Source organism: Burkholderia sp. CpTa8-5 (assembly GCF_017815045.1).
GTDB lineage: Bacteria > Pseudomonadota > Gammaproteobacteria > Burkholderiales > Burkholderiaceae > Burkholderia > Burkholderia sola.
The window spans coordinates 1-18,032 of the sequence record NZ_JAGIQD010000019.1 but is presented as its reverse complement, the minus strand read 5'-3'; the positions used below and the strand labels follow the sequence as shown (position 1 = coordinate 18,032).

At 67.5% G+C, this 18,032-nt stretch carries 17 protein-coding genes; 12 read left to right on the top strand and 5 right to left on the bottom strand.

The genetic code is table 11. The features are described 5' to 3' along the window. Positions 1-39 precede the first annotated feature (39 nt). Positions 40-1,746, bottom strand: coding sequence for an AMP-binding protein (locus J8I35_RS24745; RefSeq protein ID WP_209927431.1), 1,707 nt, complete (start codon positions 1,744-1,746; stop codon positions 40-42). Positions 1,747-1,930: 184 nt separating this feature from the next. Next, positions 1,931-3,064 carry an acyl-CoA dehydrogenase family protein gene (locus J8I35_RS24740; RefSeq protein WP_126368935.1) on the bottom strand — a complete coding sequence of 378 codons (1,134 nt, stop codon included), beginning with the start codon at positions 3,062-3,064 and terminating at the stop codon, positions 1,931-1,933. 137 nt (positions 3,065-3,201) lie between these two features. Here J8I35_RS24740 and J8I35_RS24735 point away from each other — a divergent pair, with 137 nt between their 5' ends. From J8I35_RS24735 to J8I35_RS24725, 3 genes are all read left to right on the top strand, one after another. Next, positions 3,202-4,236 (top strand): AraC family transcriptional regulator, encoded by a 1,035-nt coding sequence (locus tag J8I35_RS24735; RefSeq protein ID WP_209927430.1) that lies wholly within the window; start codon positions 3,202-3,204, stop codon positions 4,234-4,236. A 121-nt stretch (positions 4,237-4,357) separates the two neighbouring features. After that, a complete protein-coding gene (locus J8I35_RS24730; protein ID WP_209927429.1) occupies positions 4,358-5,908 on the top strand; it encodes a nodulation protein NfeD in 1,551 nt (516 codons plus the stop codon). Further along, positions 5,905-6,678 carry a slipin family protein gene (locus tag J8I35_RS24725; protein ID WP_050012388.1) on the top strand — a complete coding sequence of 258 codons (774 nt, stop codon included), beginning with the start codon at positions 5,905-5,907 and terminating at the stop codon, positions 6,676-6,678. Before J8I35_RS24730 ends, J8I35_RS24725 begins: the two co-directional genes overlap by 4 nt. An 81-nt stretch (positions 6,679-6,759) precedes the next feature. On the opposite strand, the gene J8I35_RS24720 is transcribed toward J8I35_RS24725, so the two are convergent. Next, positions 6,760-8,037 (bottom strand): haloacid dehalogenase-like hydrolase, encoded by a 1,278-nt coding sequence (locus J8I35_RS24720; protein WP_124594984.1) that lies wholly within the window; start codon positions 8,035-8,037, stop codon positions 6,760-6,762. A gap of 507 nt (positions 8,038-8,544) precedes the next feature. Here J8I35_RS24720 and J8I35_RS24715 point away from each other — a divergent pair. The 6 genes from J8I35_RS24715 to J8I35_RS24690 all read left to right on the top strand — a co-directional run bounded on the left by J8I35_RS24715 (position 8,545) and on the right by J8I35_RS24690 (position 13,843). Next, the gene (locus J8I35_RS24715; RefSeq protein ID WP_209927428.1) at positions 8,545-9,444 is read left to right on the top strand and encodes a M24 family metallopeptidase; all 900 of its coding nucleotides are present in this window, start codon (positions 8,545-8,547) and stop codon (positions 9,442-9,444) included. A gap of 44 nt (positions 9,445-9,488) precedes the next feature. Beyond that, complete coding sequence (locus tag J8I35_RS24710) at positions 9,489-11,276, top strand: SDR family oxidoreductase (protein WP_124594983.1); 1,788 nt, start codon at positions 9,489-9,491, stop codon at positions 11,274-11,276. Between the two features lie 35 nt (positions 11,277-11,311). Continuing rightward, the gene (locus J8I35_RS24705; protein WP_209927427.1) at positions 11,312-12,217 is read left to right on the top strand and encodes a metal-dependent hydrolase; all 906 of its coding nucleotides are present in this window, start codon (positions 11,312-11,314) and stop codon (positions 12,215-12,217) included. A gap of 78 nt (positions 12,218-12,295) precedes the next feature. Beyond that, positions 12,296-12,583, top strand: a complete 288-nt coding sequence (locus tag J8I35_RS24700) for a hypothetical protein (RefSeq protein ID WP_050012383.1) — start codon at positions 12,296-12,298, stop codon at positions 12,581-12,583. 373 nt (positions 12,584-12,956) lie between these two features. Next, on the top strand, positions 12,957-13,106 hold the full coding sequence (locus J8I35_RS24695) for a hypothetical protein (protein WP_160300503.1): 150 nt from the start codon (positions 12,957-12,959) through the stop codon (positions 13,104-13,106). A 146-nt stretch (positions 13,107-13,252) separates the two neighbouring features. Beyond that, positions 13,253-13,843: a DsbC family protein gene (locus tag J8I35_RS24690; protein ID WP_209927426.1), complete on the top strand. Its 591-nt coding sequence runs from the start codon at positions 13,253-13,255 to the stop codon at positions 13,841-13,843. A 23-nt stretch (positions 13,844-13,866) separates the two neighbouring features. Here the strand turns inward: J8I35_RS24690 and J8I35_RS24685 are convergent, their stop codons facing one another. Continuing rightward, positions 13,867-14,148, bottom strand: coding sequence for a hypothetical protein (locus tag J8I35_RS24685; protein WP_209927528.1), 282 nt, complete (start codon positions 14,146-14,148; stop codon positions 13,867-13,869). 188 nt (positions 14,149-14,336) lie between these two features. Here J8I35_RS24685 and J8I35_RS24680 point away from each other — a divergent pair, with 188 nt between their 5' ends. Then, positions 14,337-14,705 carry a DUF2917 domain-containing protein gene (locus tag J8I35_RS24680; RefSeq protein ID WP_209927425.1) on the top strand — a complete coding sequence of 123 codons (369 nt, stop codon included), beginning with the start codon at positions 14,337-14,339 and terminating at the stop codon, positions 14,703-14,705. 341 nt (positions 14,706-15,046) lie between these two features. After that, entirely contained in the window at positions 15,047-15,421 is a 375-nt protein-coding gene (locus J8I35_RS24675; RefSeq protein WP_050012379.1) for a DUF2917 domain-containing protein, read from the top strand. A 160-nt stretch (positions 15,422-15,581) separates the two neighbouring features. Here the strand turns inward: J8I35_RS24675 and J8I35_RS24670 are convergent, their stop codons facing one another. Next, on the bottom strand, positions 15,582-15,860 hold the full coding sequence (locus J8I35_RS24670) for a hypothetical protein (RefSeq protein WP_006480752.1): 279 nt from the start codon (positions 15,858-15,860) through the stop codon (positions 15,582-15,584). A 744-nt stretch (positions 15,861-16,604) separates the two neighbouring features. On the opposite strand from J8I35_RS24670, the gene J8I35_RS24665 reads away from it, so the two are divergent. Then, on the top strand, positions 16,605-17,906 hold the full coding sequence (locus J8I35_RS24665) for an NCS2 family permease (RefSeq protein WP_050012378.1): 1,302 nt from the start codon (positions 16,605-16,607) through the stop codon (positions 17,904-17,906). Positions 17,907-18,032 lie beyond the last annotated feature (126 nt).

Genomic DNA, 18,032 nt, shown 5'->3' with positions numbered 1-18,032 from the left:
GGCGCGCCCTGAAATGCGACGCGCTCGGCCCGTTTCCGGTCATTTCAGTTCGTTGGCGAAATCTTCTTCCCAGTATTCGCCGGGCATGCGCGCGGTTGCATCGTCGCCGCGCTCGATCTCGCGGCGGCGCAGCTCGACGCGGCGGATCTTCCCCGAGATCGTCTTCGGCAGCTCCGCGAATTGCAGCCGGCGGATGCGCTTGTACGGCGCGAGCTTCTCGCGCGAGAAACGGAAAATCTCCAGCGCGAGCGCGGGGCTTTCTTCATAGCCCTGGCGCAGCGTGATGAACGTCTTCGGCACCGACAGCCGCACCGGGTCCGGGCTCGGCACGACGGCCGCCTCGGCGATCGCCGGGTGCTCGATCAGCACGCTTTCGAGTTCGAACGGGCTCAGCCGGTAGTCGGACGACTTGAACACGTCGTCCGCGCGGCCGATGTACACGTAATAGCCGTCGTCGCGACGCATCGCGATGTCCGACGTGCGGTAGTGGCCGTCGCGCATCGCGTGGGCCGTCGCGTCGGGATTGTTCGCATAGCCAGTCATCAGCCCGACCGGGCGCGTGACGCCGTCGCCGATCGGCAGCGCGACTTCGCCTTCGGTCACCGGCGCGCCGTCCGGGTCGAGCAGCGCGATCCGGTAGCCGGGCAGCGGCCGGCCCATCGAGCCCGCGACCACCGGCTGGCCCGGCGAGTTGCCGATCAGGCAGGTCGTCTCGGTCTGGCCGTAGCCGTCGCGAATCGAGATGTTCCATGCCTTCTTCACGCGCTCGATGATCTCGGGATTCAGCGGCTCGCCCGCACCGACGATCTCGCGCAGCTTCACGTCGAACGACGCGAGCGGCTGCTGCACCAGCATGCGCCACACGGTCGGCGGCGCGCATAGCGTCGTCACCCGGTATTTGACGAGCGCATCGAGCACGACCTTCGGCTCGAAGCGCGCATAGTTGAACGCGAACACGCACGCCTGCGCATTCCACGGCGCGAAGAAGCAGCTCCACGCGTGCTTCGCCCAGCCCGGCGAGCTGATGTTCCAGTGGATGTCGCCCGGCTGCAGGCCGACCCAGTACATCGTCGACAGATGGCCGACCGGGTAGGTGCGGTGCGTGTGCTCGACGAGCTTCGGCTTCGACGTCGTGCCCGACGTGAAGTACAGCAGCATCGGATCGTTCGCGTGCGTGACGGCGTCCGGCTTGAATTCGGCGCTCGCCGCATAGCCGTCGTTCATCGCGAGCCAGCCCGCGCGCGGCGCGCCGGCGACGATCTTCTGCTTCAGGCCGAGGCCGGCCTGCTCGAACTTCGCGGTTTCGTTTTCGTCGACGATCGCGTAGGTCGCGCCGCCGATCTGCACGCGATCGCGCACGTCGTCGGGCGACAGTTGCGTGGTGGCGGGCAGCACGATCGCGCCGAGCTTCATCGCGGCCAGCATCGCGTCCCACAGCTCGACCCGGTTCGGCAGCATCAGCAGAATGCGATCGCCGCGCACGACGCCGATCGAACGCAGCCAGTTCGCGATCCGCGACGAACGCTCGGACATTTGCGCGAACGAGTACGGATCGCCGGTGCCGGTCGCCGCGTCGACGATCCACAGCGCGGGCTGGTCGTTGCCGCGCGCCATCGGGTCGAAGTAGTCGAGCGCCCAGTTGAACGCATCGAGCACCGGCCATGCGAAATCGCGGTACGCGGTGTCGTAGTCGGTGCGATGGCGCAGCAGGAAGTCGCGTGCGTCCAGGAATGCCTGTACCGTCATGTGTCGTCTCCGTCCAGTCTCCATGCCCAGCGGTCAACCGGCGCAGGTGCCGCGGCACCTGAACCGTTCCGTGTTGCACGGCGCACGGTCACGTCGTTGCGTGCCGCGTTCGCCGCGCTGCCCTCGTGCCTGCGTCGTGCGCCTGCTCGTTCGATTGCGTGATGCCGGATCGGAGCGCCGCGGCTCAAAGCTGCCGCGCGATCACCATCCGCTGCACTTCGCTGGTGCCTTCGTAAATCTGCGTGATACGTGCGTCGCGATAGTGACGCTCGACTTCGTAATCGACCAGGTAGCCGTAGCCGCCATGAATCTGGATCGCATCCGAGCAGACGCGCTCGGCCATCTCGGACGCGAACAGCTTCGCCTGCGACGCTTCCGACAGGCACGGCAGCCCGGCCGTGCGCAGTTTCGCCGCGTGATGCACGAGCAGGCGCGCGGCGTTGATCTGCACGGCCATGTCGGCGAGCTTCTGCTGGATCGCCTGGTGCTCGGCGATCGGTTTGCCGAACTGCACGCGCTCGCCCGCATAGCGGCGCGCCTTGTCGAACGCGGCGCGCGCGATGCCGAGCGCCTGCGCGGCGATGCCGATGCGCCCGCCCTCGAGGTTCGACAGCGCGATCTTCAGCCCTTCGCCGCGATTGCCGAGCAGGTTTTCTTCCGGAATCGCGCAGTTTTCGAACGTGATCGGGCACGTGTCCGACGCGCGGATGCCCATCTTCTTCTCGGGCTTGCCGACGATGAAGCCCGGCGTGTCGGTCGGCACCAGGAACGCGGAAATGCCGCGCTTGCCGGCTTCCGGGTCCGTCATGGCAAAAACGATCGCGACACCCGCGCGCTGGCCGTTGGTCACGAACTGCTTCGCGCCGTTCAGCACCCACTTGCCGTCGCGCAGTTCGGCCCGCGTGCGCAGGTTGTTCGCCTCGGAACCGGCATGCGGCTCGGTCAGGCAGAATGCGCCGATCACGCGGCCGGCCGCCATGTCGGCCAGCCAGCGATCCTTCTGGGCAGGCGTGCCGAAGCCGAGGATCGGCCCGCAGCCGACCGAGTTGTGCACGCTCATCATCGTCGCGCACGCGGCGTCGCCGGCCGCGACTTCCTCCATCGCGAGCGCGTAGGCAACGTAGTCCGTATACGAGCCGCCCAGTTCCTGCGGCACGATCATCCCGAGCAGGCCGAGCTCGCCGAGCTGCGCGACAATCGCGTCGGGCAGGTGCGCGTCGTGGTCCCACTGCGCGGCGTTCGGCGCCAGCCTCTCGGTGGCGAAAGCACGCGCGGCGTCGCGGATCATCCGCTGGTCTTCGGTGTAAAGCTCGTCCATGGTGCTGCTGTCTCCCGCGGCCGCCGGGCGCGACCGTCCTTGCGTTTCGATGCAACAAGTGTAGGCAAGCGCGCGCGACTGTTCGATGCTCGCGTCGCTCATTTACACTGAGCGTTTTTGCCACACCGGCGACACCGATGAAGCAGGAAGACAAGGGAACCGTCGCGATCAGCCTCGTCGCGTACAGCGTCGCGCTGGCCACGCGGCGCGGCGTCGCGGCCGAGCCGCTGCTCGCGCAGGCCGGCATCGCGCCGGCGCTGCTCGCGCAGCCGCGCGCCCGCGTGTCCGCGCAGCAATACGGCGCACTGTGGAACGCGATCGCACGCACGCTCGACGACGAGTTTTTCGGGCAGGATCGCCACCCGATGCGCAGCGGCAGCTTCATCGCGATGAGCCAGGCCGCGCTGTCCGCGCGCGACGGGCTGCACGCGATGGCGCGCGCCGTGAACTTCATGCACTGCGTGCTCGACGACCTGCATGCGGAACTCGACGCGAATCCGCAGCGCGTGCGGCTGCGTTTCGTGCACCGCAACAACGGCGCGACGCCCGCGATGTTCACGTACGCGACCTATTTCATCATCGTGTACGGGCTCACCTGCTGGCTGATCGGCCGGCGCATTCCGCTGCTGCATGCGAGCTTCCGCTGCGACACGCCGCCCGCCGACCACGAATACCCGTCGATGTTCTGCGACGACATGCGGTTCAACGAGCCCGATTCGTATGTCGATTTCGATCCCGAATTCGCGACGCTGCCGGTCGTGCAGAACGCGAAGACGCTGAAAACGTTTCTGCGCAACGCGCCGGCCAGCTTCATCGTCAAGTACCGCAACCCGAACGCGCTCGCGCAGCGCGTGCGCGCGGTGCTGCGCGGGATGCCGCCCGCCGCGTGGCCCTGCGCGGGCGGGATGGCCGCGCGGCTGCACGTGGCCGAGGCCACGCTGCGCCGCAAGCTGCACCAGGAAGGCCACGCGTACCAGTCGATCAAGGACACGCTGCGGCGCGATCTCGCGTTCGAGGCGCTGGCCGACCCGGCCCGCACGATTGCCGACGTCGCGGCCGCGACCGGGTTCGCGGAGCCGAGCGCGTTCTACCGCGCGTTCCGTAAATGGAGCGGGCGCAGCCCGGCCGACTATCGCGACGAAGTGCTCGCGCGCGGCGGCGGCGCAAGCTGACGCCGGCCGGTGCGGCCGCACCTTCGCGCTTTCGGCCGAAACCGCCTAATCTTCAAGCATCGGGCCCACGCCCTTTTCGCGAGCCGGACGGCACGCGGCCGTGCACCGCCCGGACGCCCCGATGCGTTTTCACCGTCATGAGCCGCCGCCGGCGCCTGCCGCGCCGGCCGGCCGCTCCCGTCACCCGCTGTCCGCGCGGGTCGCGCGCGCCGCGCTGTTCGCGGCGCTGCTCGTCGTATGCGCCGCGGTCGCCGCGCCGCCATCGGCCGACGCGCCCGCCGCGCATCCGGTCGTCGTGATTCCCGTCAACGGCGCGATCGGCCCGGCCAGCGCCGATTTCATCGTGCGTTCGCTCGACCGCGCGGCCCGCGAGCGCGCGCCGCTCGCGATCCTCCAGCTCGACACGCCCGGCGGCCTCGATACGTCGATGCGGCAGATCATCAAGGCCATCCTCGGCTCGCCAGTGCCGGTCGCCGCGTTCGTCGCGCCGGGCGGTGCGCGGGCGGCGAGCGCGGGCACCTACATCGTCTATGCGAGCCACTTCGCGGCGATGGCGCCGGGCACCAACCTCGGCGCGGCGTCGCCCGTGCAGTTCGGCATCGGCGGCGCCGCGCCGCCGGGTGCGAATCCCGCCGCGCCGCGACCGACCGGTGCATCGGGCGCGTCCGGTGTGTCGGACGCGGCTGCCGTGCTGCCGACTGATACGCAATCGACCGAGATCCGCAAGGCGATCCAGGACGCTTCCGCATACATCCGCGGCCTCGCGCAATTGCGCGGACGCAATGCCGAATGGGCCGAGCGCGCGGTGCGCGAGGCCGTGAGCCTGTCGGCGAACGAAGCGCGCGCGCAGCACGTCGTCGACCTGATCGCGCAGGACCCGGCCGACCTCGCGCGCCAGCTCGACGGCCGCACGGTGACGACGACCGCCGGCACGCTGCATCTCGCGAGCGCGCACGCGCCGCTCGTCGTGCTCGCGCCCGACTGGCGCAGCCGCTTCCTGGCGATCATCGCCGATCCGAACGTCGCGCTGATCCTGCTGACGATCGGCATCTACGGGCTCTTCTTCGAATTCGCGAACCCGGGCTTCGTGCTGCCGGGCGTCGCCGGCACGATCTGCCTGCTGGTCGGCCTGTTCGCGATGCAGTTGCTGCCGGTCAGCTATGCGGGCCTCGGCCTCGTATTGCTCGGGCTCGGCTGCCTCGTCGCCGAGGCGTTCCTGCCGACCTTCGGCGTGCTCGGGTTCGGTGGAATCGTCGCGTTCACGATCGGCGCACTGATGCTGATCGATACCGACGTGCCCGGCTACGGGATTCCGTGGCCCGTGATCGCGAGCCTCGCGCTCGGCGGCGCGCTGCTCGTCGCGGGCGTGTCGAGCGTCGCGCTGCGCGCGCGGCGCCGCCCGGTCGTGACCGGCGCCGAGGCGATGCTCGGCAGCATCGGCGAAGTGCTCGACGACGGCCTGCAGCCGGACCAGCCGCAGGGCGCGGCCGGCACGCCACCGTCGGCCGCCGGCTGGGCGCGCGTGCACGGCGAGCGCTGGCGCGTGGCGAGCAGCACGCCGCTGGCAGCCGGCTGCCGCGTGCGCGTGACCGGCCGCCACGGGCTGACGCTGACGGTCGCGCCGCTCTACGACGTGCCCGGCCCCGCCCATCCCCAGGGAGAACCTTCATGATCGGTTACACGTTCGGCTTCAGCAGCGTCCTGGTCGTCTTCGTCGTGGTGCTCGTCGCGTCGTCGATCCGCATCTTTCGCGAGTACGAGCGCGGTGTCGTGTTCATGCTCGGCCGGTTCTGGAAGGTGAAGGGGCCGGGGCTCGTGCTGATCATCCCGATCGTCCAGCAGGTCGTGCGGATCGACCTGCGCACCGTCGTGTTCGACGTGCCGGCGCAGGACGTGATCACGCGCGACAACGTGTCGGTGAAGGTCAATGCGGTCGTGTATTTCCGCGTCGTCGATCCCGAAAAGGCCGTGATCCAGGTCGCGCGCTTCTTCGAGGCGACGAGCCAGCTCGCGCAGACGACGCTGCGCGCGGTGCTCGGCAAGCACGAACTCGACGCGCTGCTCGCCGAGCGCGAACAACTGAACGCCGACATCCAGAAGACGCTCGACGCGCAGACCGATGCGTGGGGGATCAAGGTGTCGACGGTCGAGATCAAGCACGTCGACCTGAACGAGACGATGATCCGCGCGATCGCGCGGCAGGCCGAAGCCGAGCGCGAGCGGCGCGCGAAGGTGATTCATGCGGAAGGCGAATTGCAGGCGTCGGAGAAGCTGCTGCAGGCCGCGCAACGGCTCGCGCTGCAGCCGCAGGCGATGCAGCTGCGCTATCTGCAGACGCTGACGACGATCGCGGCGGACAAGAATTCGACGATCGTGTTTCCGCTGCCGGTCGATCTGCTGGGCGCGTTGCTGGATCGGTTGGGGACGAAGCGCGAGCCTTGAGACGCGCGTGTGCCGGCCCGCACGACGCCGCGGGCCGATACCGATAAGCGCGGGCGCGTGGGCTGCGCCGCCCCGCCCGCGTCAGGCCAGCAGCTTGCGTTCGGCCTTGCCGTACTTGATCGACTTCTCGTCCGGGATCATCAGCCCCGTGTGCTCGTCGCGGCCCTGCAGCAGGAAGCGCGCGTCCGGGTTGCCGATCTGTTCGGCCGCGAGCTTGCTGTCCGCGCCGATCTCGCCCTTCTTCATCCGGTTGACGATCACGCCGGCCGCGGTGTCCTTGAAATCGCGCAGCATCCACGCGTCGCCGTCGCTGTCGCCGAACACCAGCAGCGGGCCGTAGCCCTTCTTCGACGCGAGCACGTTGCGAATGCCCACCGTCTTGCCCGGCCCCCAGTTGAAATGCCAGCCGGCCGGATAGGTGCTCGTGTACTTGCCGTCCTGCATGTCGAGACGCAGGCCGATCACGTTCTCGGGCGGCACGCCGTAGCCGTAGTTCGGATTGCCGGCGAATACGCGCACGACGTCGTCGAGCGACGCGGTGCTCACGTACACGTCGATGCCGTTCGCACGCAGCGTATGCATCACCGCGCGGATTTCCTCGTGAATGCGGATGCCGTGGAAATGCGTATCGGCCACCACGCCTGCCTTGCCCGGCAGCGCTTTCGGGCTTTCGTAGCGGACCTTGCGCAGCGCGTCGCCGATCCCGTAGTTGTTCGACGCTTCCGCCATCGCCTGCAATTCAGCGGTCGTCATGTTCTTGTAGAAGTAGATGATCCACTTGTAGCCGACTTCGAGCGGGTGCGTGTCGCAGATCGCGTCGTACATGAAGTACAGCTTCGCGCGGAAATCCTTGAACGGATCGGTCTCGCGAATCTCGTCGAGGCTCTTGTCGCCGCCGAGGCCCTTGTAATTCGCATGGAGCCAGCGGTAGTCGGACTCCACGTCGGCGGCGAGGTCCTCCATCGTCACCGGCTTGCCGTCGACGGTCGTGTAGTCCTTCATGAACGCGCCCTTCGGCACGTCCTTCCACATCACGGCGACGAACTCGTCCGGCGTCAGCTTGTACTGCAGATGGTTGATCTGGTACATCAGCAGCGCTTCTTCGCAGTCGTTCATGATGCACGTGTTGTCCCAGTCGAACACCGCATACGGGCGGCGCTTGGCGTCGTAGCGCGCGCTCTTGACGCCATGCCGGTCGAGCACCGCCTGCAGGCGCGCGGCGTTGAACGGCGACCAGCGGCCCGGGTCCAGCGCGTCCGGCGCGGTGGCGCTCTTCGCGCCGGCGATGCCGGCCTTGAGCATCAGCGGCGTCGCGGCGGTCGCCGCGGCAAGGGTGTTCATGAACCGGCGGCGTTGCATGGTCTCTCTCCGTGGAAATGTCGAATCGGCTCGGTCGCTGCCCCGCGCGACGCGCGGCACACCGGCCTCGCGAAGCCGAAAAGGCTTCGAATCGGGGCGGATGATGTGACGAAATTATTTCGGCAATTTGACAGCGTCGTGCCGCGACGCGACGGGGAGTTGATCCGGCGCGACATGCCGGGCGGGCGCCGGAGCCTCGCGGGGGGCTCCCGGCCGGCTCCCCCGCCTAGGACGCGTGAGCACGCACCAACCCTCCGGCCCCGACCGCCGCAAACCTAGAGCTTCCCCTCCATTTCGACCGTTCATTAGGAGAAGCCCTCATCCCCAAGGGCTGGCGTATGAGACCAAACCGGCTATGATTGTTACATCGAACAATGGCACATTAAGTGCTGACTGAATAATCCGCTCGGGATCATCGGCGGAGGCGTTCCGGATCAGCGCCCCAGCCTCGCACTGGACCCGCGTCGCGCCGAGACGCAAACGCGGGCCGACACATGGAGACGCATCATGACCGCCCACCATCCGCTGCCGGAAGTCCACCTCGACGAACTGCCGCAATTCCGCGCGGTTCAGCAGCTTGCCTACCGCTGCGTCGAGACCGTCGGCGCGATGCTCTATCCGGGCATCACCGAAAAGGAAGCCGCGCGCCTGCTGACCGAATGGCTGCAGGATCACGGCGTGCACGACTGGCTGCACAAGCCGTTCGCATGGTTCGGCGACCGCACCGCGTTCGACGGCTTCTCCGGCCTCAAGCACATGGGCGGCTTCAATCTCGCGTTCTTCCCGAGCAACCGCCAGCTCGAAACCGACATGCCGGTAATCCTCGACGTCGCGCCGGTGCTCGACGGCATCGTCGCCGACGTCGGCTACGCGCACTGTCTCGGCCGCAACCCGATCCTCGAGCAGTTGCAGGACGACCTGATGGACCATCGCGACCTGATCGTGCGGCTCGTGAAGGCGCGCCGGCCAATGGCGGAAGTCGCACAGGAAGTCGACGCGCTGTGCCGCCGCCAGGGCGTCGAGCCGCGCCACAAGGCCTATCCGTTCAAAGTGCTCGCGCATCGCGTCGCGAAGATCCACAAGCTGTCGAAGCCGCGCTTCGTCGCGCGCTTCGGGCTGAATGCGACGCGCAACCTGCTGCTCGACCAGGGCCGCGCGGCGAAACGGCAGGGCTGGTCGCCGCTGTGGTCGATCGACCGCCGCTCCGAGCATGCGCCGGTGCCGGGCCTGTGGGCCGTCGAGCCGCATCTCGGCTTCGCCGGCGCCGGCGCGAAATTCGAGGAACTGCTCGTGATCACCGACGACGACGCGTACTGGCTCGACGACGACCTGCCGCACGTGCGCCGCTGGCAGCGCCGCCAGGCTGAACGCACGCAGGCCGCGGCGAACGTTCCGGCCGCCGCCTGACGCGCCCGCACCTCTCCCTCGACTCCCTGAACGACGGACTCACGATGCAGCCTCTTTCCGACGAAGCGCCGCTGGCCCTGTTCGAATCGGTTCACGGCGAAACGGCGGTCGCCTCCGGCGACCTGACGCTCGCGGTCCGGACCTGGGGCGACCCGGCCCGCTCGCCGGTCGTGCTCGTGCACGGCTATCCCGACGACAGCAGCGTCTGGCAGCACGTCGCGCCGCTGCTCGCGCGCCGACACTACGTGATCGCGTACGACGTGCGCGGCGCGGGCCTGTCCGGCGTGCCGACGCGCACGGCCGACTACCATCTCGCGAAGCTGACCGACGATTTCGTCGCGGTGATCGATGCGCTCTGCCCCGGGCGGGCCGTGCACCTGGTCGCACACGACTGGGGGTCGATCCAGGGCTGGGAATTCGTCACCGATCCGCGCCTGGCCGGCCGTATCGCGTCGTATACGTCGTGCTCGGGGCCGTGCCTCGACCACGTCGGCTTCTGGCTGCGCGAACGCGTGCTGCACCCGACGCCCGCATCGCTCGCCAGGCTCGGCGGCCAGCTCGTGCGCTCGTGGTACGTGTATCTGTTCCACCTGCCGTTTCTTCCCGAACTCGGCTGGCGGCTGTGGCTGGGCCGCGCGTGGCCGGGCCTGCTGCGCCGGCTCGAGAAAACGCCTGCCGCGCCGCGCCCGACCCAGGCCGACGACGGCGCGCGCGGCGTGCGCCTGTATCGCGCGAACTTCATCCGCTGCCTGTTCGCGCCGCGCGAACGCTATGCGCACGCACCGGTGCAGACGATCGTGCCGCTCGGCGACAAATACGTGAGCCCCGCGCTGTCCGAAAACCTGTCGCGCTGGGTGCCGCAGTACTACCGCCGCGAAGTCGCGGCCGGCCACTGGCTGCCGCTCGCCGATCCCGCGCGCTTCGCGGATCTCGCCGGGCAATTGATCGACGCGGTCGAATCCGGCAACGAACCGCCCGCGCTCGCGAACGCGCGCCGCCGCGCCACCAGCGGGCGCTTCGGCGGCAAGGTCGCGGTCGTCACCGGCGCGGGCAGCGGGATCGGCCGCTGCGCGGCGCTGGCCTTCGCCCGCGAAGGCGCGACGGTCGTCGCATGCGACATCGATTTCGCGAGCGCCGAACGCACCGCGCTGCTCATCGGGCTGACCGGCGCGCACGCGCATGCGAAGCGCGTCGACGTCGGGTCCGCCGACGAAATGGAAACGCTCGCGGCATGGGTCGGCAGCGAACTCGGCGGCGCGGACGTCGTGATCAACAACGCGGGCATCGGCATGGCCGGCGGCATCCTCGACACGAGCACGCGGCACTGGGAGCGCATCCTGCACGTGAATCTGTGGGGCGTGATCCACGGCTCGCGGTTGTTCGCGCAGCAGATGGCCGCGCGCGGCACCGGCGGGCACATCGTCAATACCGCATCGGCCGCCGCGTTCGGGCCGTCGCGCGACCTGCCCGCGTATGCGACGACGAAGGCCGCGGTGCTGATGCTCAGCGAATGCATGCGCGCGGAGCTCGCGGACAAAGGCATCGGCGTGACGGCCGTGTGCCCCGGTTTCGCGGAGACGGGAATCATGGCGTCGACGCACTACGCGGGCGCCGACGCGCAGGACGAAGCGCGGCTGCGCAAGCGCGCGACCAGGCTGTACCAGATGCGCGGCCTGAAACCCGAAACCGTCGCGCAGGCGATGGTCGACGGCGTGCTGCGCAACCGCCCCGTCGTCGCGGTCGGCGGCGAAGCGCACGCGCTGCGCTTCGTCGGCCGCTTCATGCCGTGGCTGGGCCGGATGATCGCGCGCATCAGCATGGCATCGCATTGACGGCGCACGACGCCGCACAAGGACAGGGGGACAACATGACCGATACCGCCGACTATCACAAGATCAAGGCCCGGCACGTGAAGTTCGACTTCAGCGACACGCCGGTCACCTGGGTGCCGAACGATCCGGGCAGCACGCACATCATCAACACGCTGAACCTGCTGTTCCCGGAAGGCGAGCTGTGGTTCTGCCGCGTGTACAACAAGGCGCTGCCGCTGATCGCCGATGCACGCCTGCGCGACGAAGCCGAAGGCTTCCTGCGGCAGGAAGCCGTGCATTCGCGCTCGCACGGCGGCGTACTGAAGCACTACTACGACCGCCACGGCATCGACACGAAGCCGTTCACGCAGAAGCTCAACCGGCTGTTCACGCGCGTGCTCGGCGAAGCCCCGCTCGGGCTGAAGATCGGCCATACGCGCTTCTGGCTGCGGCAACAACTCGCGGTGATCGCGTCGCTCGAGCATTTCTTCGGCTATCTCGGTAACTGGGTGCTGAACGCGCACGGGCTCGACGAAGGCCGTGCGGACCCGACGATGGTCGACCTGCTGCGCTGGCACGGTGCCGAGGAAGTCGAGCACCGCACCGTCGCGTTCGACATCTACCGGCACCTGAGCGGCACCTATCCGGAGCGCTGCGTGCACATGGCGTTCGTGATCCTGCTGCTGCTCTACTACATCACGACCGGGGCGAAATTCATGTACCGGCGCGACCCGGACGCCGGCCGCTACCCGGGCTTCGTGCTCGCGTGGTGGCAGGGTTCGCGGCGCGGGCACCTGCCGTCGTTCTGGAAGGTGATCGGCGCGGCGCTGCGCTATTTCAAGCCGGGCTATACGCCGCACCGCGAAGGCTCGACCGAGCAGGCGCTCGCGTACCTCGCGCGCTCGCCGGCCGCGCAGGCGGCCGCGCACGGCGGCAACTGGGGCACGACGAAAGGCGCATAAGCGGGCTTCCGGCCGGTTCGGGGGCGGCGCCCGCCGAAATGCGTACAATCGCGGCTTCAATTTCCCGGAGGTGCCGCGATGGCCATGAAGAAAACCGATCTCGAAAAGAACAAGGCGCTCAAGCTGACGCATGCGATGAAACAGTCGAGCTCCGCGCGTTTCGGCAAGGGCGCCGACGAAGCGGCCAAGCTGGACCGTCGCGCGCAGCGCAAGCTCGACCAGGAACAGGGCCTCGTGCCGTTCGCGTGCAAGCTCAACGCCGAGCTGGTCGAACAACTGAAGGCCCGCGCGGCCACGCACCCGGCAGGGATGACGGGCCTGCTGTCCGAGCTGCTCGTGAACGGCCTCGCGCAACGCGACGCGTAACCCGCGCCCGCATCGAAAACTGTCGTTGACGCCGCCGCTGCGCGGCGACACGCTCGCTCGCGTGCCGGTGTTCGCGCTCATCGCCATCGCGCTCCATCGCCGGGCACATGCATGAATCGGCGCGTCATCGGTGGCGCTGGTGCGTGAGCGCGCCGATCAGTACCGCCGCCCCTCGCACAAGGCCTCGCCGGAAACGGCCGAGGCTTTTTTTCGAGCTTGCGCGCCAGCGGGAACAAGGGACCGAAAGCACTCGCGTATTGAGATTCTTTTCAGGAAGTTGGTCGCATCGATGCCGCGTGGACACAATACGAATCCCGAACGCCTTGTGTCACCCCAAAAGGCGTTCCCACCCATCGAAACCGGAGATTATCTGATGAACGCATCCCGAGTGATACTTGCTCTCGCCGCAGCATTCGCCGTCAGCGGCAACGCCGTGGCCTGCGACGATCCTGACCACGACGCGCCCGCTGCCCAGCAACAGACCAGCGACCAGGCGAGCACGGAGGAAGCAGCCAGCCGCTGAGCGCCGCGCGCGTTGCCCGAGCAAGCCGGCACGATGCCCGGTCGCCCGGGCATCGCCGACTCGTTCACGGCATGCACTGAACCGGGCTCGCACTCGTTTGTCATCTGGTGTGCGGACCTTCCACATTATTCGCATACCGTATCAATATGACCAAACGAACACTGCTCCAGTTGACCGTGCTTGCGAGCCTGCTCGCAAGCCTCCCCTCCATCCTGAACGCGGCGCCCGCACCGGCAAGTCACGGCGCGCCTGCGGCGTCTTCCGGCGCGATCGCGCTGCCCTCCGGCACCCGCATTGCGGAGCGCGACACCGGCCGGGTTCTCGCGTCGATGGCGCGCGACCACGCGATCAAGACGGTTCGCGGCAACGGCAAGCGCACGCTCTATGTCTTCTCCGATCCGGATTGTTCCCATTGCAAAAGACTGGAGCGCACGCTTGAACGGATCGACAACGTCACCATTCAAACCTTCCTCTATCCGCTCGAGGGACTCCATCCGCAGGCCGCCGTGCATGCGCGTGGCGTCTGGTGCGCGAATGACCGGAATGCGGCGTGGAAAGCGTGGATGATCGACAACGCGCAACCTGCCGCCGGCACGTGTGCCGCACCGCTCGCGCAGATCCGCTCGCTCGGCCTTGCGTTGGGCCTGCGCGGCACGCCGACGCTGTTCAACGCGAACGGCCGCATGATGTCCGGTGCGGTTTCCGCACCCGCCATCGAAACGTTGCTGAACGACTGAACCTGCTCGAAGAAATGCGCGCATCAGGTGCTGACGGCGAGACGCGGGCCGGTGCTCCGAGGAGTGGAATCGAGGTCGGGGCGTTGCGCCGCCTGCGAGATCGCCCACGGGTCGATGCCTTGCTTTTGCACCTCCTCGAGAAATGACACCCGTGTGCGCCAGTAATCCGCCTGTAATTTCGCATCGATGACGGGCCTGCTGTCCGAGCTGCTCGTGAACGGCCTTGCACAACGCGACGCGTAACCGCCACGTATCTCGAAATTGCCGTTGACAGCGCCGCGCTGCCACGACACACTCGTTCGCATGCCTATGCTCAAGCCCAACGCCATCGCGCATAAAACACGAGTGAACGCCCATGCGTGGCGATCACCGGGGGCGCTTGTGCGTTAGCATCGAGATTCAGTTGCGCATGTCACGAGGCCTCGCCGGAAACGGATGAGGCCTTTTGTTTTGGTGCGCGTCATCCCGCCCGGCTCAACGGATGGAGATGACGATGGACCAAGCAAGCCGGCTGGTTGTTTGTCGCGATCGGTGCCGCACCGACGCAATCGCATTGCCGAGCGTCGAGCTGCATTTCACGGTCGCGCCGCGCAGGACGCTGGCGTGGCGTGCCCGGCACGACGCCGAGATCCGTGTGCACGATGCGACGCTGTGGATCACGCGGCTGGGCAGCGTCGACGATTACTGGATTCGAACCGGCGACGTGCTGCGCGTGCAGCGCGGCGATCGCATCTGGATCAGCACCGACGACGAGCGGCCCGCCGCAGCCTCGATCACGACCGTGTACGTGATGAAGCGCGACGCGTGGCTTGCGCGCGCGCTCGCGCAGTTGCGCATCATGCTGGGCGAACGATGTCGATGATGTCCCGAGCGACGCATCGTGCATCGCTGCGCGCTCGATCCGCGCGCGCAGCGACCTCGTGAAACGCAGCACGTGCGCGGCAACGTATCGCCCGCGCCTCTCCCGAAAATAGTCGTTGACAACACTGCGGCCCGACAACAAAATCGATCGCATGCCTACGTTCAAGCTCATCGCCGTCGCGATTCATTGCTCGATGAACATTCGAAAGAATGATTCACGGGAGGCGCTTGTGCGTTAGCAATCGAGCAGTACCGCATGTCACACAAGGCCTCGCCGGAAACGGATGAGGCCTTTTTGTTCTGGTGCGCGTCATCCGTCCGGCTCACTGAATGGAGAAGACGATGGACCAGGCAAGCCAGCTGTTTGATCGTCCCGATCGGCGCCGCACCGGCACGATCGCACTACCGACTGTCGTGATCCGTTTCGCGATCGCGCCGCGCACGACGATGACCTGGCGCGCGCCGCAGGATGCGGAGCTCCGCGCGCATGGCGCGGCGCTGTGGGTCACGCGCCCGCCGAGCGTCGACGACGACTGGGTGCGGCCCGGCGACGTGCTGCGCATCGCGCGCGGCGAGCGCATCTGGATCGGCACCGACGCCGACCGATCGGCCGAAGCGACGATCACGACCGCGTACGTGCGCCGCGGCGAGCGCTTCAGGCGCGCGCTCGCGCAAGTGCAACGTTTGCTCGTCGGGATAGGGAGAAGCAGCGGATGAGCGACGTGCCGTCAAGCACGCGAGACGCGGAACGGCCGCGACCGGAAACGGACGCACCCGCGGCGCAGCACGCCGCAGGTGCGCATCGAATGCCGCGGCACACCAGTGCGTGCCGCGAGCGATCGCACGCCGTGCGCAACGACCGGATGCAGTGTGCGCATCAGGTGCTGGCGGCGAGGCGCGGGCCCGTGCTCCGTGGAGTGGAATCGAGGTCGGGACGTTGCGCTGCCTGCGAGGTCACCCACGGATCGATGCCCTGCTTCTGCACCTCTTCGAGGAATGACACTCGTGTACGCCAGTAATCCGCTTGTAATTTCGCATCGATGACGCGCTGTTCGGCTGCGAACAGTTCCATGCGCGCCGTCACGAGCATCGATGCAGCGGTTTTTTCCGGCGTGGGGGCGTGTCGCATCGCCCAACGGCTGATCCAGTTCAACATGCTGACCTCCGTGATTTACGGACGAACCCGCATCGGGCAATCGCAATCTGCCGCGCCTGACCGGCCGTGCCTGCCCAAACGCGCAACGGCCTTGACCGCCATTCACCGCCTGGCCTGCACGGACTGCGACTCCCCCGCGTCGGCAATTACCGGCCGGCGTGTGCATGCGCGGTGTATCTATCCTAGAAAGACTTGCCGGTTTATGCGATGGGGTCTTGCAATCTTTTACACAGAAACCACAGTCGCGCCCGCATCGCGAAATGACAGTTGCGGACGGGACGGCTTCGGCGCAGGATAGCCCGATATCTGCAGCCGCCTGGGCTGATGAATGGCAGCTGCCGGGCATTCGTACCGGCCGCGCGCACGTGCGGGCGCGCGGTTTCAGCCGCAAGCCGTCGCACACTCGCCATGCGCGACGCGGCCGCCGTGCCGTTGCGCACGCATCGGCCGGTTTTCCGCATTCCTCCTGCTTCCGCTTCCTTCGTTTCGCCCGTTTCCGCCATTTCTGCCGGTCCGCGCCGCGCGAACCGGTAAAATGCGCGCCTTCGTCGCGCGGCCGGGCTGCCAGGCCGTTCGCGCGCAGGCAACCGATCGTGCCCTCCAACTATATCGTCCGAGCTATCCGCGCTATTACAATCCGCCGATAGCCGGGCAATAGTGGCTGGTTACATTAAGCCCGCCGCGCGCTGCCTGTAGAACAATTCGGCACAACAATCAACACGATCCGACCGGAGAAACGCCTTCATGGAATCCATCAAGCGGTATTTCGGCTTCGCTGAAGCCGGCACCGACTTCCGCACCGAGATACTCGCGGGCGTCACCACGTTCCTGACGATGGCCTACATCATCTTCGTCAATCCCGCGATCCTCGGCGATGCCGGCATGCCGAAGGAATCCGTGTTCGTCGCGACCTGCCTCGTCGCGGCGCTGGCGTCGATCATCATGGGGCTGTACGCGAACTACCCGATCGCATGCGCGCCCGGCATGGGCCTGAACGCGTATTTCGCGTACACGGTCGTCAAGGGGATGGGCTTCACGTGGCAGGCCGCGCTCGGCGCGGTGTTCATCTCCGGCTGCCTGTTCCTGCTCGTCACGCTGTTCCGCGTGCGCGAGGCGATCGTCAACGGCATTCCGAAATCGCTGCGGATCTCGATCACCGCCGGTATCGGCCTGTTCCTCGGCATCATCTCGCTGAAGACGTCGGGCGTGATCGTCGGCAACCCGGCCACGCTCGTCACGCTCGGCGATCTGCACAAGCCCACGACGATCCTCGCGATCGTCGGCTTCTTCACGATCGTCACGCTCGACCACCTGCGCGTGCGCGGCGCGATCCTGATCGGCATCATCGGCGTCACGGTGCTGTCGTTCTTCTTCGGCGACAACCAGTTCCACGGCGTGTTCTCCGCGCCGCCGTCGATCGATGCAACGCTGTTCAAGCTCGACATCGGCGCCGCGCTGTCGACCGGCATCATCAACGTGATCCTCGTGTTCTTCCTCGTCGAGCTGTTCGATGCGACGGGTACGCTGATGGGCGTCGCGAACCGCGCGGGCCTGCTCGTCGAGGGCAAGATGAACCGCCTGAACAAGGCGCTGCTCGCCGACAGCACGGCAATCGTCGCGGGCTCGGTGCTCGGCACGTCGTCGACCACCGCGTATATCGAAAGCGCGTCGGGCGTGCAGGCCGGCGGCCGCACGGGCGTGACGGCGATCACCGTCGCGGTGCTGTTCCTCGCGTGCCTGTTCATCGCCCCGCTCGCCGGCGTCGTGCCGGCCTACGCAACGGCGCCGGCGCTGCTGTACGTGTCGTGCCTGATGCTGCGCGAGATGGTCGAAGTACCGTGGGACGATGCGACGGAAGCCGTGCCGGCCGCGCTGACCGCGCTGCTGATGCCGTTCACGTACTCGATCGCGAACGGCGTCGCGTTCGGCTTCATCGCATACGGCGGCCTCAAGCTGCTGACGGGCCAGGCGCGCACGGTCAAGCCGATCGTGTGGATCATCGCGGCCGTGTTCCTGTTCCGCTTCTTCTATCTCGGCAGCGAGTAAGCGAAGCGCATCGCAGCGCGGCATGATGAAAAAACGCCACCTCCGGGTGTAATGCCGTTCAGTTAAGGTTCTTTCTGAGGAACCGGACAGCATAACGAGCAGGACGGGACTTGACGGCCCGATCGC